Here is a 15,468-nt window from a genome sequence, read left to right on the forward strand (position 1 = left end):
ACCGCCACCCGGACATTTGTATACGTCACGCCGCCGACAACGACGCTCGGTATAGTCAGGATGTTCGTGACCGGGTCGTAGGAATTATTGGAACTCGCAGGCGAGCCGCCTGTGGTGTAGCCCAGCACTTCGGCAACGCTGACAACTACATCGTTGTAGATTTTTCCCGCCACGGTAATTGTCGGAATCGTGAGCTGGTTGTTTGCCGGATTGTAGCTATCCACTGCATTCACCGTCAGACGGCCGTCTGTGAAAGTAATCGCATAATTGGCCGCAGTCAGGCCCGAAGGCGTAAGCGCATAACTGCCGCCGTTGATTGCGCCTTGCGAGTTGCCGCCATAAACCAGCTTGCCGCCGAGCGCGTCCGCTTTTTCGCCGTTGACGAAGCCCGAATAACTGACGCCGTTGCCGCCGCGGAAGGCTTGGCCGTCGTAAATTTTGTCGGCATTGTTGGCGGTAATGTTGAGCGGGGCCTTGTTGATCACGCCGACCGCCCCGGTCAGGGTGGACGGCAGGATGTAATTGCGAAGAAGGGTGTTGCCGAGCGGCGCGTAATCGGCCTGAGGCAGGTTGACCTTAACCGGGATGCTGCTGCCGGCGTTGGCGCTGGCGTAAGTGCCGACGGTTTTAGTGATCGTGGCGCCGTCGTTGCCGATGAAGCCTTTCAACAGGAAAGCCTCCGGTTTCAATAAGGCTTCGTTCGTGCCGTCGTAAATTTTATTGACGGTCCCGATCAAGCTGCCGGTAATCGGGGCCGGGTTGATAGTCAAGGTTCCGTCGACAAAGGCAATGGCGTAGTTATTGGCTGTCAAACCGGACGGGGTAAGAACATAGTTGCCGGCGTTGACCGCGTCCTGGTTGGAGCCTCCGTAAGTTAACGCGCCGCCCAGCACCGCCGGCGTCTCGCCGTTGACGAAGCCCGAGTAGCCTACGCCGTTGCCGCCGCGGAAGGCTTGGCCGTCGTAAGTCTTGCTTGCATTCAGCGCGGTGACGGTCAGCGTCGCCGGGTTGATGGCCAGATTGCCGCTCGCAAAACTGATCGCATAGTTCGATGCAGTCAGGCCCGACGGCGTGATCGCGTAATTGCCGGCGTTGACCGCGCCTTGGCTGGGGCCCCCGTAAGCTAACGCGCCGCCCAGCACCGCCGCCGTCTCGCCGTTGACGAGGCCCGAGTAGCCTACGCCGTTGTTGCCGCGGAAGGCTTGGCCGTCGTAAGTTTTAGTCGCGTCTAGCGCGGTGACGGTCAGCGTCGTCGGGGTGATGGCCAGATTGCCGTTCGCAAAACTGATCGCATAATTCGATGCAGTCAGGCCCGACGGCGTGATCGCGTAATTGCCGGCGTTGACCGCGCCTTGGCTGGAGCCCCCGTAAGTTAACGCGCCGCCCAGCACCGCCGGCGTCTCACCGTTGACGAAGCCCGAGTAGCCTACGCCGTTGCCGCTGCGGAAGGCTTGGCCGTCGTAAGTTTTAGTCGCGTCCAGAGCGGTGACGGTCAGCGTCGCCGGGGTGATGGCCAGATTGCCGTTCGCAAAACTGATCGCATAATTCGACGAAGTCAGGCCCGACGGCGTAATTGCGTAATTGCCGGTATTGAGCGCGCCTTGCGAATTGCCGCCGTAGGCCAACGTACCGCCCAGCACGCCGAAACCTTCGCCGTTGACGAAACCGCTGTAGGAAACGCCGTTGCCGCCGTTGTACGCCAGGCCGTCGTAAGTCTTGGAAAGCCCGTTGGCCGTTACGGTTAGCGGCGCTTTGCCTACCGTCACGTTGCCCGCATACAGGATCTGGTATCCCGTAGCGCTGGCGCCGGAGCCGCGCACGGCGGAGGTTGTGCCGGCGGCGGCTGTGGTGCTCGCCGACCAACTGAGGCCGCTGGTGTTCACGAGGCCGCTGGCATCCGTGCCGTTCTGGTCTAAGATACTGGCGATGCCGACGGTCGTAGCCGAACCGTAGGTTTGGCTGGCGTTGGCGGTGATGGTTATGTAGGGTAGTGCCTTGATCCCCGGATAGGGGTTGCCCGCGCCCCAGTCGGCAGTGCTCCATGTGCCGGTAGCGAGAGGGCCGAGGGTAGGCCATTGATCGGTGAACAAGCCGGCGCCGCCGGCGCTGCTGTTCTGGCCGGTAGTGGTCTTATCCCAGTAGCTGCTGCTGACCGAACCGCCGCCCAAGCTGCCGATCAAGCCGCCCAGCGTGTTGTTGCCGCTGATCGCGCCCGTGGCGTAGCTGTTGCTGGTGGTGCCGGCGTTCTGCATTCCTGTCAAGCCGCCGATGTATTTGCTGCTAACGTTACCGGTAGGAGCGGAGACGCTGCCCGTCGCATAGCTGTAGCTGATGCCGCCGTTGTTGCCGCCCACCAGTCCTCCCGCTGCGGCATAGCCTGCTCCGCCACCCACTCCGGCCGAAACGCTGACGTTGGCGTAGCTGTGGCTGATGGAAGCACCTGCGTCGGCAACAAAACCCACCAGTCCGCCCACTAAGTTGGTCCTCGTGGATACGCTGCCGCCGTCCACATAGCTGTAACGAATAGCCGTGTTGTTGCGGATGACGCCTGCCAGCGCACCGGTGCCTCCGTTGCTGCCGCCGTTGACGGTGACGTTCAGCAGTCCGACGTTTTGCAGCACGGCGTTGCTTGCTGTAGCGCCGAACAAACCGAAGTAACCATTAGCATTGTAGTCAATCAACAGGTTGCTGATCGTGTGACCGAGACCGTCGAACTGTCCGGTGAAGCGTGTGGCGAGGTCGTCGCCCACCGGCGTGAAGCCTTGGCCGCCGTTCCAGCCGCTGGTGGCGTTGGCGTTGATGTCGGCGCCCAGTACATAGTTGCCGGCAAGGGCGCCGTTCATGCCTTGCAGGTCTGTCCCTGTCGTACTGCCGGCCGCGCCCAGACCGGTGACAACGGTCCAATTGGTGGTGGCGCCCTGACCGTCGCCGAGGATAGTGTTATCGGCGCCGTAGCCCTTTTCGGTTGTGAAGTTGGCTCCGGCAGGCAGATTCACCTTGGCCCCGTTGCGCAGGAAATAGTCGTAGCCATTGCCAGTCGTCGTCTGCTGTCCGTATGCCAAGTATAATTGGGCGGTACCGCTGCCGTTGAGGTTGGCGTCAAGGTAAATGTTGCCGTGGCCGGTGAGCTTAAGCGTATTGGCCGACCAAGTTACTGGACTATTGACGAAAATGTCGCCGTTGCCGCCGGTCGAGGCGTCGGTGGCGATGGTAACATTGCCGCCCCCCAAACTGGTGGCGAGCGTAGCGGCACCAATCCCCGAGGTGCTAAGCACGCCGCTGCCGGCACTGATAGTAAAATCCACCGGGTCGATCAGCCAGGTGCCGTTGTTGCCGTTTGCGGCTTTCGTGGTGATCTTGGCATCGTCGGCGACCTTGACGTGGGCGGCGGAGGTTTCGATGAAGCCGCCGTTCGTTTGGCCCTCACCCCCAGTCCCTCTCACTGAGGGACTGGGGAGCGGTGCGCTGGCGTCCAGCGTGCCGCCAACGTTGACCGTGCCGCTGTCCATGTCGCCCAGCAGCTTGATGACGCCGTTACGTTCCTCAACGGTGCGGGCTTCGATGACGCCTTCGTTGTTGACAACGGTGGACAGCAGCGCATCGGCGGCCTTGGCCGTCATCAGCACGGTGCCGCCGTCGGTTTGGATCAATTGTTTGTTCTCGGCCAGCGCCTGCAACGCGCCTTTATCCACCTGTACATTGACCAGCTTGTCGCCGGCGAATTCCAGCGTGATTTTATCGCCGGCCGCCAATGCCGCCGTGCCTAACCTGGCTTGGATGACGCCTTGGTTGCTGACGCGTTCGCCAAGCAAGGCGATGTAGCCGCCTTCGGCGTTCAGCGTGCCTTGGTTGACGATTTTCCCGGCGCCGCCTGTGGACGTAAACGTGCGCCGGTCGGCAGCCAAGTTGCTGTCGCCGGTGTCGAGCGTGGAAGCGACCAAACCGCCGACGTTGACTTGCGAACCCTGGCCGAACAAGATGCCGTTCGGATTGATCAAATAGACCTGGCCGTTGGCGTTCAGTTTGCCCATGATCTGGCTGCCGTTAGGGTCGGCGATGCGATTGACTGCGACGGCGGACGAATTGGGTTGATGAAAGTCGACCCGGGCGTCGCTGCCGATATTGAACGTCTGCCAGTTGATGCCGGCGTTCTGGCTGGCCTGGTTCACATCCATATGGGAACCGTTGACGTTAATGCTGGCTTGGCCTGAGCTGATTTGAGCACCGCCGGGCAGTTCGTTTGGAGCCGGTTCGGCCCAAGCGACGGGGGCATACAAGGGCAGGATAAAAAGACAGGCAAGAGGCGCTATCGGTAAGTCAACGGTTTCGCTACGGTCGGTTAACGGGGCGGTGTTCCCAATCAGGCGGCAGGTAAGGTTCATGGTTGTTCGGTATTTACGGGTTAAAATTTATAAAATTTTGCGGAAAAATAATGCCTTGTAATTCATCATCTTGCATCCCCCTAATTAGGGGGATGATTGGTTTAAGCGATTTTTTGGTGTGCATATCACCGGCGTTAGGGCTGTAAAAAACTAGGCCTCGGGTTACGCTTGGATTAATCGGAATTTGAGGGGAATTTAGATACGCCGGTTCGAGAGGTAGCTTGAATTGCAGCCAATATCTGTCAGGACGATTGCCCCAGCCATAAGGCCATCAGCGCAGCCCTGGTTTTTACGCCGAATTTGCGATAAATCGATGTGACTTGTTCATGGGTCGTGTGATAACTGCGTTCCAATTGGTCTGCAATCAGTTTTTCCGGAAGCCCGGTCAGCAACAGGTGGAGTACCCTGCGTTCGGTCGGCGTCAGCGGGACTTTTGCAATGACCAGTCCGTGCGAAAGCATCAGTTGTTTCTGGAACCACTTGATGCCGCGCAGGATGCCGGCGATCTCGTCCCTTTCGGATTCACTGAAAGGCGGTTGATCTGCACTGCGAAAGATGCCGAACCAGGATTCGGCATCGTGATTGACAGGAGAGGCTACCCAGACGGCATCTGCTGTGCCAATTCCCAGGTAATAACGCCGGTAATAATCTCCTTCGAACCACTCGGGGCCTACCAAGTCCCGCAAGCGATTCGCACGGAAAGTACCTACACCGTCCAGGTTACGGATGATATTTTCATCAACATCGCCGTATTCCATTTTTTTCGTCTGTTCCTGAATGGCAGTGTCAATATGAGGAGAGGGATGCAGGCGGCGGATAGCATGCGGCCGCCAGCCTTTGATCGGGTCGCCCGGAAATGAGGTGTCCATGCACACTGCTCCCATCCAGGAGACATCCCGCGCGCCAACCAGGGCGCATAGGTTTTCCATGAATTGGAGCAGGGCTTCGTCGGACCGGGATGCGTCGAAATCAGCCAGTTTGTCCCATAGGTCGTAGATGGCGTCAGAGCGGTTGGCAGTCATGGTTAGGAGGCGAGCCTGCTGTTTTAAACACCGGCAGGCAGGCCGTTTCTAAAAGCTAATGCCGCGCTATTCATGGCTTTGGCAAGGGTGGGGTGGACGTGTACGGTTCTGGCCAAGTCTTCGCTGCTGGCCGAAAATTCCATCGCTAACACGGCTTCGGCAATCATTTCAGAGGCTTGGGTGCCAATGATATGGACGCCGAGTATCGCGTCGGTGTCCGCGTGAGCGATGATTTTTACGATGCCTTCGGTTCTGCCGGTGGCTTGGGCGCGTGCTGTGGCTCTTAACGGAAAGGTGCCGATTTTGATCGGTTCGCCCATGGCCCGTAAAGCTTGTTCGGTTTGACCGACCCAGGCAATTTCAGGATCGGTAAAGACAACGCTGGGTAGTAGCTCGTAATTTACAGAGCTGTGACGGCCGGCGATTTGCTCGGCGACGAAGCGGCCTTCTTCGATGCCTTTATGGGCAATCATCGGACCCAGCAGGGTTAAGTCGCCTATCGCATAAACGCCGGGCAAAGTCGAACGGCAGTTTTCGTCGACATGGACGTAACCGTTTTCATCAAGCAGCAAATCGGCTTCGGGAGCCGCCAGATTTTCGGTATTGGGCTTGCGGCCGGAGGCGACGATCAGTTTATCGACGCGTAGCGCATGCGTGCCTTCGCTATCCTGATATTCGACGGTAACCTTTCGGCTACGCTCAAGACCGGCTTTTTTACTGCCTTTTTTCGTTGAAATAACCCGCGTGCCCAGGCGCAGCTCCAGGCCCTGGTTGCTGTAAATACGATAGGCTTCTCGCGCAATTTGCTGATCGGCCATGCTTAAAAACGATTCCTGCGCTTCCAGCAGGATGGTTTCAGCGCCAAGCCTGTTCCAGATGCTCGCTAGTTCGAGGCCTATAATGCCCGCGCCAATGATGGCCAATCGTTTCGGCACCGCATCGAGATTCAACGCCATCGTGGAATCGATAATAAGTTCGTTATCAATCGGAGCGCAGGACAGGCCGATTGGCGATGAGCCGGTAGCCAGGATAATATGCTGGGCTTCAATGATGGCTGCCGGCGAATGATCAGCCGGCACGATCTCTACCTGACGTTCGTTGAGCAGTTTGGCCTTGGCCCGGATACAGTCGATTTTGTTATGGGCAAACGCGTCGGCGATTTGCCGGCTGAGCGAATCGATAATAGTGTTTTTGCGTTGCATCATCCGGGCAATATCCACAGAAACAGCTTCTGCCTGAATGCCGTGTTCTTTCAGGTTGTGAGTTATCGTTTGGTAGATTTTCGCCGATTCCAGCAGGGCGATAGTCGCAACGCAGCCGGCGTTCAGGTAAGTGCCGCCCAGATGGTCGTTCCAGCCTTTCTCGCCGTGCCAGTTATCGATGCAGGCGGTTTTCAATCCAAGCTGCGCGCATCGGATCGCGCTGGAATAGCCAGCAGGTCCTGCGCCGATAACGATGACGTCAAACGATTTTGCTTGTTTCTTAGGCATGGTCTTATATGTTCAGCAATAAATGAGCAGGCGCTTCCAGGCATTCCTTGATCGTCACTAAAAACTGCACGGCTTCGCGTCCGTCGACCAGGCGATGATCGTAAGACAGGGCCAGATACATGATCGGCCTGATCACAATCTGTCCGTTTTCAACGACAGGCCGCTCCTTGATCGCATGCATGCCCAGGATAGCGCACTGCGGCGGATTAAGTATCGGCGTCGACAGCATCGAACCGAAAATGCCGCCGTTGGTAATCGTGAACGTGCCGCCTTTCAAGTCGTCGTAAGTCAAGGTGCCGGATTTGGTCTTTGCGCCGAAATCGACGATGCTTTGTTCGATGCCGGCAAAGTCGAGCTGATCCGCATCGCGCAGCACCGGCACGATCAGGCCGCGCTCGGTGCTGACCGCGATGCCGATGTCGTAGTAGCCGTGATAGATAATATCGTTATCGTCTATCGAGGCGTTGATAGCCGGGAAGCGTTTTAAAGCTTCGATAGAGGCTTTAACGAAGAACGACATAAAGCCCAATTTGACATGATGCTTTTTTTCAAAACGTTCTTTATATTGGTTGCGCAGGTCAATCACGTTCTGCATGTTGACTTCGTTAAACGTAGTCAGCATCGCCGCATTTTGCTGGGCTTGCAGCAGGCGCTCGGCAACCTTGGCCCTCAACCTCGTCATCGGCACGCGCTGTTCCGGCCGTAGGTTCGAAATGCCGGAGCTTGGGGCTTCCGCTTTCGCAACCGGAGGCTGAACGGGTTTTTCGGTTTCTTTGGGGGCTTCCGTCTCGGCTTTGGCCGGCGTCGGCACTATCAATTGGGCTTCCTGCAAGGTTTTTTTATGCAGGTAGTCCATCACATCGGTTTTAGTCAAGCGGCCGTCTTTACCGGTGCCTTTGATAGCGGAAGGGTCCAGCGCATTTTCAGCAATCAGCCGGCGCACCGACGGGCTTAGCGGTATGTCCGATTCTTCCTCGTCTTCAGGCTCGGGACTGGGAGCCGCTGTTTGTTGACCGGCTTCCACCGCTTGAGGTTCCAGTATGGCCAGCACTTCGCCGCCGACGACAACGGAGCCGTCATCCTTGAGTATTTTGCCAAGGATGCCGGATTCGGGCGCGGGGACTTCAAGCACAACTTTGTCGGTTTCAAGGTCGACAAGGTTTTCATTCTTGATAACTGCATCGCCGGGCTTTTTATGCCAGGCAACCAACGTTGCGTCGGAAACGGATTCGGGTAGGTTGGGAACTATGACTTCAATGCTCATATTATTTTCCTGAAGGTTTACCGTAAAGGGCCGATTGAACAACCGCTTTTTGTTGTTCGATATGGACGCGGAAATTGCCGACAGCCGGTGCTGCGGATGCTTCGCGACCGGCGTAGGTCATACTGATTTTGTGGCCGATATTGTCGGAAAAATGATGCCGGGATTGATACCAGGCGCCTTGATTTTGGGGTTCTTCCTGGCACCAGACGAATTCTTTAAGCAGCGGGTACTTGCGGACTTCGGCTTTAAATAATTCATCGGGAAAAGGATAGAGTTGTTCTATCCGGGCAATAGCGATGTGTTTAAGATCGTCCTGGCGCCGTGTTTCCAATAAATCGTAATAGACTTTGCCGGAACACATGACCAGGCGGGTCACTTTTTTGGGATTGATATCGTCCTGCTCGCCAATCACAGGCAAGAATTGGCCGTTAGTCAGGTCTTCCAGTGTCGAAACCGCAAGTTTATGGCGCAGTAAACTTTTGGGGCTCATGACGACCAGCGGTTTTCGATAAGGGCGCAGCATCTGGCGGCGCAGCAGGTGAAATATCTGCGCCGGCGTGGTCGGATTGCAGACTTGCATATTGTGCTCGGCGCACAGTTGCAGGTAGCGTTCCAGCCGGGCCGAGGAGTGTTCCGGTCCCTGGCCTTCGAAACCGTGCGGCAGCAGCATAACCAGATTGCACAGGCGTCCCCATTTGGTTTCGCCGGAACTGATGAACTGGTCGATAACGACTTGCGCGCCGTTGGCAAAATCGCCGAATTGCGCTTCCCAGATCACCAGCGTATTCGGCATCGTCGTGCTGTAGCCGTACTCGAAACCCAGCACGCCGGCTTCGGAAAGCAGCGAGTCGAAAATCTGCGCATAGCCTTGATCTTTATCCAGATGCTTAAGCGGCGTATAGGTTTTATTATGCAGTTGGTTGTGCAGGACCGCATGGCGATGCACGAAAGTGCCGCGGCCGACGTCCTGGCCGGTCAAACGGACATTGTATTTTTCCATCAACAGCGTCGCATAAGCTATGTTTTCGGCGAAACCCCAGTCCAGCGGCATTGCGCCGGCCGCCATTTTACGGCGGTTGTCCATGACTTTGGCGACTCTGGGGTGCATTTCAAAACCGGTCGGCAAGCGCAGCATCCGGTCATTGCAAAAGCGCAAGCGCTCCAACGAAACCGCAGTATCGCACGGGGCTTTCCAATCGGTGCCCAGGAATTTATTCCATTGGTTGGTGTACGGATAAGGACCGTCGGCCAGGATCGGCCGGGAAACGACTTCACCGGCTTCCAGCAGTTTTTGGTAATTCTGTTCCAGCTCTGAAGCCTGTTCGGCAGTGACGATTCCCTCATTGATCAGTTTTTCAGCGTACAGCTTCCGGGTAGTCTTCAGTTTGCGGATTTTCTTGTACATCAACGGCTGGGTTGTCGACGGCTCATCGGCTTCGTTATGTCCAAGCCGGCGATAACAAATAAGATCGATAACCACATCTTTATGGAAAGTCATCCGGTAGTCGATCGCCAGCTTGGTGACGAAGATAACGGCCTCCGGGTCGTCGCCGTTGACATGAAAAACCGGCGCCTGAATCATGCCGGCTACATCGGTGCTGTAAAGCGTGGAACGCGCATCCTGGGGGTTGCTGGTGGTAAAGCCGATTTGATTGTTGACGACGATATGCACGGTTCCGGCGGTAGAAAATGCGCGGGTTTGCGACATGTTCAGGGTTTCCATCACAATGCCTTGCCCTGAGAAGGCGGCATCGCCATGAATTAATATCGGGATCACGGTATCCTTGCCGTCTTTTCCGGCTCTGTCCTGACGCGCTTTAACCGAGCCTTCGACAACCGGGTTGATGATCTCCAGATGCGACGGGTTGAACGCCAGCGTGATATGAACCGGGCCGCCGGGCGTACTAATGTCGGATGAAAAGCCCATATGGTATTTGACGTCGCCGGTGCTGACTCCCGGCGAAAGCGGCGATGTTCCGGCAAACTCATTAAACAGGCTGGCCGGGCTTTTGCCCAAAATATTGACCAGCACATTCAGGCGGCCGCGATGAGCCATGCCGATCACAATCTCATTAACGCCTTTTTCGCCGAATCCTTGCGTTAATTCGTCCAGAATCGGGATCAGCGATTCGCCGCCTTCCAACGAAAAGCGCTTTTGGCCGACAAAGCGGTTATGCAAATGGCTTTCTATGCCTTCCGCGGAGGTTAATAGTTTTAACGTCCAGAGTTTTTTTTCAGGTTCCAGTTCCAGGCTGGCTTTTGAGCTTTCCAAACGGTTTATGATCCAGCGCCGGATTTGCGTATCGGCAATATGCATGTATTCGGAGCCGACGCTGCCGCAGTAAATTTCTTTCAGATTGGCAATAATGCTGCGTAAAGGCAAGCGCTCGACGCCGTAAAGCGCGCCGCTGTCGAACAAGGTATCCATATCCGGTTCGGAAAGACCGTAATAAGACGGATCCATATCCGGGGGCGGGGGCGCGGTTTTTCCCAGGGGATTATTGGCGGCAATCTGATGGCCGCGAACCCGGTAATGGTTGATAAGCCGGGCGACGGCCGATTGCTTTTTGACGCTCTCTTCGGTAAAGCCTTGCAGCTTGGCCAGCCTGCCTTGGGATTTAAGCGCAAGTTGTGCGAAGCGTTCGACGACAGGGCTGTGAGGCGTCTCGAAATCGGCGCCGTTGTGAAGTTCGCTGAATTTTTTTTGCCAGCTGGGTTCTACCGAATCGGGATCTTCCAGGAACCGTTCATATAAGTTCTCAACAAAACCGGCGTTGCTGCCATAAAGGGAAGAAGAATCTTGGAAAAGTTTCAGTAACTTACTCATCATGAATGTCCAATTTATTCTGTAAGGATTTTGTCTTTGCTTGAGCTCTTAGTAGTATATTACCAACATTTAACGCATTCGCTGATTAAAATTGCGCTGCTGAGTTAACAAAGACGACCGATTATTTTCACCTGAAGTATGGCTGATAGGATTCTATGACAGACAAAAAGAATATTGTAATTAAAGTTAAATATCGGAAGCCCGGAAAAGCGCCGGCGGCGGAAGAGTTTACGCCTAAAATAATAACGGAATGGAACGTTAAAAGAATATTGATCGCGGTTAGTGTATTAATCGTTGTTTTAGCAGTATTGGCTTATATCATTACTAATGATAACGATGAGAATATCCCCGGTAATTCAGAATCGTCAGCGAGTACCGTAGAACAAGAGCTGGCTCTACCGCCTGAGAATAAGGAGATCGAAATAAAAAGAGCGGATATACCCAGACAAGTGGAGACGAAAAATAGCCCGCTAATTAAGCCGCTAAAAGAACCCATTAAGAAAAACAGGTCAACTATAGATATTGCCGACAAGAAAGTTATAAAAAAGCAGTCCGACGAAAAAGCCGTTAAAGGGTATTCAAAGGATAGACATAATGTAATAAGGGCGGTGTTAAGCTACGATATTAATAATAAAGAGCCTAAAGGCGAAGTTCCGAAGACTGTGTTTCTTAACGGTAAAAAACCAACGTCGGTTTATTATTTCACTGAATTAAAAGCTATGGGCAATAATAAGGTTTATCATGAGTGGCTAAAGGATGGCGTGACTGTTTCCAAACAGGAATTGGCTATATCGGGCAATACGTCGCGAACGTCAAGTCACAGGTTATTGACTAATTCCGCAAAAGGTAACTGGGTAGTAAGGCTGGTCGACGGGCATGGCCAGTTATTAAATGAAAAGATTTTTAAGGTTGAGTAACTTTATAAGTTATATATCTAATATATTTACTATTAAATTAATGATATTATTAGCCTAGTTTTTTTAATTTAAGGACCTGAAATGACCGAATATCAAAATCTTTCTGAACGTGAACTACAAGCTGTTATTGAGAGTGCGGAAAAAGCATTAAAAGATAAACAAGCGAATAAACGTAAAGAAGTTATAGCGCAGATTAAAGAATTAGCTGCCTCTATTGATGTTATTGTAGATATTCATGAACCTGAAAAGAAGTCTGCTCGCAAAGGCGCAAAGGTTGCGATTAAATACCGTCATCCCGATGATCGCAATAAAACATGGACCGGACGCGGCGTAGCGCCAAAATGGATGCAGGACTTGCTGAGCGCGGGACATGACCGCTCCGAGTTTGAAGTATAGAATTTAAGAACTTTCCAACAGCTTACGATGAAACGCCGAGTTCCGGTTCGGGGCGTTTCATCAAAGATTAAACTTTTCAAAAAATATCCCAATACCTGTCATAAATTGATCCGGACGAGCTCTTGAGCGGCATGGGTCATTTTTCGCCGTTTGCTGAATCGCCAGTGTTTCTTGTCATATCCAACTTGCCAGCAAGCGGCTTAAGTCCGGTGCGCTAGCGTACAGACAATAGCGAACTACCGGCCGTATTCTATTAACAAAGACGGCTTTATCAGGCGCCGCATATGCGCGTCGGCAACAGCGTTTCCGAATAGATTTAACCGGGGAGTTTAATGACTTACGGGGCTGCGAGATGCGGCCGGGAGAAACTGCGAATGCAAGCAAATCTATTAAAGTCGTTTGCCTTGACCGTACTGGCATTGTTAACGTTTTGCTATGTCGAAATGGCAGGCGCTTTTTCACGCCATATGATTATCCATATGGCGCTGATGACCGCGGCAGCCCCGATCTTGGCTTTAAAATTACGTTATTTATCCTCCCAACAGTCCGCCAGTGTTTCAACATTGGTAGCGGCCATTATTCTACAGCTTGCTTTGTTGTTTGCATGGCATTCGCCGCCGGGCATCCGTTTGGCGATGGCAGGAGGACATGGCGGCGCTTTGCTGATGCAGGCGAGCCTGCTTTTCTCGGCCTTATGGTTTTGGCTGACAATATTCAGCCAGACCGGCGAGCATTTGTGGCGTTCGGTTATTGCATTGTTATTGACCGGCAAGCTGTTTTGCTTAATTGCCGTGTTGCTGGTATTTGCGCCGCGCGTGCTTTACGGCCTAGGCGCCGCCAATATTCCTATTGAACTCGCCGACCAGCAACTAGCCGGGCTGCTGATGGTTACGGTTTGTCCCCTGACTTACGTACTCGCTGCGATTGTGCTGATTTGCCGTTGGTTCCAGGCGCTGTGCGATTCGCAAGATTCGATGGTTGCAATGGAAAGCAGCTCATGGCAGAACCGGTAAAAAGCCGTTTTCGTAAATTTCTTCCGTGGGCGCTTGGGCTTTTTGCCGGAGGCATTGCGCTTGTTCTTGTTATCGCCTATTCCGGTATTTTCAACATCGCGGCCAGTGCGGGACATCCGGCTTGGATGGAGTGGCTTTTGACGCTGGGCAAAGAGCGTTCGGTTATCGTTAACAGTAAATCTGTTGATGTGCCGGAACTGGATATTGCCGGGTTGGTGCCGCTTGGCGCGGCGCATTTTCAAGGAGGGTGCGCCACCTGTCACAGGATGCCGGGACAAGTGCTGAATCCCGTTTATGACCGCATGCTGCCTCCGCCTCCGGACCTACAGACTCATGCGCCAATGTGGACGCGTCAACAATTGTTCTGGATGGTGCGCCATGGCATTCAGTTCACCGGTATGCCGTCATGGAGCGGCAAGGATCGCGATGATGAAGTCTGGGCGGTGGTTGCGTTTCTGGAAGCGCTGCCGTCAATGACCCCCGACGATTACCTGAAATATACACGTGGCAATAGCATCAATGATAGCGAGGCGAAAAGCTATCCGGCTAGCGAGGTTGCCAGGCAGGGCCGGCCCAAGGTTAATCATGGCGCATGCAGCCGTTGTCACGACACGGACAATGCAGCGCCGACAAGTCCCTATGTGCCGAGCCTTGGCGGCCAGGAGAAAGCCTATTTGCAAAGAGCCTTGCGCGAATATCGCAGCGATCTTCGGCAAAGCGGCTTTATGGAGCCGATTGCCGTAGAACTTGATGATGAACATATTAACAATCTGGCGGATTACTACGCGTCGTTAAAGGTTTCCGTTGGTAAAACCACCGGTGGTTTATCGCCGAAAGAAAGCGATCCGGGCCGCCGATTGGCTGAGCATGGCGATTTATCGCGCAAGATCCCGGCTTGCCTGTCTTGCCACGGGACCGATAAACGTTCGGATTATCCGCGGCTTGCCGGGCAATCCGAGCAATATATCAGGCAGCAATTGCAGGTCTTGCAACGTGGAATACGCGCAAAAACACCCTACGGCGCGATTATGACCGCTATCGCCAAACGTTTGACCGAACAACAGGCGGAAGCCGCGGCGGCATTTTTTGCGAGCCGATCATCGACGGAACGCATTGATCACGAAGCCGGGGAGGACTTGCAAAAATGAAGTACGCATTTTGCGTGACGGCTTTATTGATCATTGCCGGCTGCGATGGCGGGCAATCCGCGTTTACCGGCCTGGGACCGGTTTCATCGCGCATCGTACTGCTGACCTGGATCATGTTCATCGGCGCGGCTTTGATAACGCTGTTGATCTGCGCGCTGATGCTGATTGCAATCGCCGGTCCTGCCGGCTGGCGTCACAATCTTACCCGTGAAAAAACCATTGTCTGGGGAGGGATTGTTTTTCCGGTAGTGACTTTAACGGCTTTGCTGGTCTACGGATTCCTGGTTTTAAAAGCCGGGGGAGAGTTGGTCCGGGCTGAAAATCCGGTGCGTATTTCGGTGGTTGGCGAGCAATGGTGGTGGCGGGTTATCTATCGGCACGACGATGGTCGTACGACCGAAAGTGCTAATGAACTGCGAATTCCTACAGGCCGCCCGGTTGAAGTCGAGTTATCGACGGCGGACGTGGTCCACAGCTTCTGGATACCGGCGTATGCGGGCAAGGTCGACATGATCCCCGGACGCATCAATACCCTGCATTTTGTTGCCGATAAGCCCGGCGTTGTAAGCGGGCAATGCGCGGAATATTGCGGCGGCGCGCATGCGCTGATGTCGTTTTATACCATGGCGATGACGCCTTCGGATTATGACGCCTGGCTAGCCAAAGAGCAGGCCAACGCGATTCCTACCTTTGAAAAAGAAGGTGAGCGGGTGTTTTTATCCAGCGGATGCGGTGGCTGTCATACGATTCGCGGCACCAGGGCAAGCGGGAAAATAGGGCCTGATTTAACTCATGTCGGCAGCAGGCAGTCGCTTGGCGCCGGTATTCTGCCAAATACTAAGGAAGGTTTTGTCAAGTGGATTAGCCGGCATAAAACAATTAAGCCGGAAAATTTGATGCCGCCTTTCGATATTTTTTCGGAAAGCGAGCTTCAGTCCTTATCGGTTTACTTGAACAGCCTGGAGTAATCGCGATGCTAAATACTGATGAAAATAATCCCGCTGTTAAA

Annotated in this window: 11 protein-coding genes and 1 pseudogene; 6 read left to right on the forward strand and 6 right to left on the reverse strand. The window is 54.2% G+C overall.

Features of this window, described 5'->3' with window-relative positions:
* Positions 1-2,681 (reverse strand): beta strand repeat-containing protein (locus EKO24_RS23145; RefSeq protein ID WP_241674444.1); only part of this gene is annotated, 2,681 nt, incomplete at its 3' end.
* Positions 2,682-2,696: 15 nt separating this feature from the next.
* On the opposite strand from EKO24_RS23145, the gene EKO24_RS23150 reads away from it, so the two are divergent.
* The gene (locus EKO24_RS23150) at positions 2,697-3,068 is read left to right on the forward strand and encodes a hypothetical protein (protein ID WP_241674445.1); all 372 of its coding nucleotides are present in this window, start codon (positions 2,697-2,699) and stop codon (positions 3,066-3,068) included.
* Between the two features lie 486 nt (positions 3,069-3,554).
* Here the strand turns inward: EKO24_RS23150 and EKO24_RS23590 are convergent.
* The 5 genes and pseudogenes from EKO24_RS23590 to EKO24_RS08950 form a co-directional block, all read right to left on the reverse strand.
* A pseudogene (locus EKO24_RS23590) lies at positions 3,555-4,382 on the reverse strand (two-partner secretion domain-containing protein); the annotation flags it as partial.
* Positions 4,383-4,624: 242 nt separating this feature from the next.
* Positions 4,625-5,404, reverse strand: coding sequence for a helix-turn-helix transcriptional regulator (locus EKO24_RS08935; RefSeq protein ID WP_127026916.1), 780 nt, complete (start codon positions 5,402-5,404; stop codon positions 4,625-4,627).
* Positions 5,405-5,427: 23 nt separating this feature from the next.
* Positions 5,428-6,894 carry a dihydrolipoyl dehydrogenase gene (lpdA, locus tag EKO24_RS08940; protein ID WP_127026917.1) on the reverse strand — a complete coding sequence of 489 codons (1,467 nt, stop codon included), beginning with the start codon at positions 6,892-6,894 and terminating at the stop codon, positions 5,428-5,430.
* Positions 6,895-6,898: 4 nt separating this feature from the next.
* Complete coding sequence (odhB, locus tag EKO24_RS08945; RefSeq protein ID WP_127026918.1) at positions 6,899-8,158, reverse strand: 2-oxoglutarate dehydrogenase complex dihydrolipoyllysine-residue succinyltransferase; 1,260 nt, start codon at positions 8,156-8,158, stop codon at positions 6,899-6,901.
* 1 nt (position 8,159) lies between these two features.
* Positions 8,160-10,985: a 2-oxoglutarate dehydrogenase E1 component gene (locus EKO24_RS08950; protein WP_127026919.1), complete on the reverse strand. Its 2,826-nt coding sequence runs from the start codon at positions 10,983-10,985 to the stop codon at positions 8,160-8,162.
* 269 nt (positions 10,986-11,254) lie between these two features.
* Here EKO24_RS08950 and EKO24_RS08955 point away from each other — a divergent pair, with 269 nt between their 5' ends.
* The 5 genes from EKO24_RS08955 to EKO24_RS08975 all read left to right on the forward strand — a co-directional run bounded on the left by EKO24_RS08955 (position 11,255) and on the right by EKO24_RS08975 (position 15,427).
* Complete coding sequence (locus EKO24_RS08955; protein ID WP_206667240.1) at positions 11,255-11,902, forward strand: DUF2914 domain-containing protein; 648 nt, start codon at positions 11,255-11,257, stop codon at positions 11,900-11,902.
* Positions 11,903-11,983: 81 nt separating this feature from the next.
* Entirely contained in the window at positions 11,984-12,298 is a 315-nt protein-coding gene (locus EKO24_RS08960; protein ID WP_127026921.1) for an H-NS histone family protein, read from the forward strand.
* A gap of 374 nt (positions 12,299-12,672) precedes the next feature.
* The gene (locus tag EKO24_RS08965) at positions 12,673-13,311 is read left to right on the forward strand and encodes a cytochrome c oxidase assembly protein (RefSeq protein ID WP_127026922.1); all 639 of its coding nucleotides are present in this window, start codon (positions 12,673-12,675) and stop codon (positions 13,309-13,311) included.
* On the forward strand, positions 13,296-14,459 hold the full coding sequence (locus EKO24_RS08970) for a c-type cytochrome (RefSeq protein WP_127026923.1): 1,164 nt from the start codon (positions 13,296-13,298) through the stop codon (positions 14,457-14,459). Before EKO24_RS08965 ends, EKO24_RS08970 begins: the two co-directional genes overlap by 16 nt.
* Positions 14,456-15,427 carry a cytochrome c oxidase subunit II gene (locus EKO24_RS08975; protein WP_127026924.1) on the forward strand — a complete coding sequence of 324 codons (972 nt, stop codon included), beginning with the start codon at positions 14,456-14,458 and terminating at the stop codon, positions 15,425-15,427. Before EKO24_RS08970 ends, EKO24_RS08975 begins: the two co-directional genes overlap by 4 nt.
* Positions 15,428-15,468: the final 41 nt, after the last annotated feature.

The organism is Candidatus Methylobacter oryzae (assembly GCF_003994235.2).
GTDB classification, from domain to species: domain Bacteria; phylum Pseudomonadota; class Gammaproteobacteria; order Methylococcales; family Methylomonadaceae; genus Methylobacter_A; species Methylobacter_A oryzae.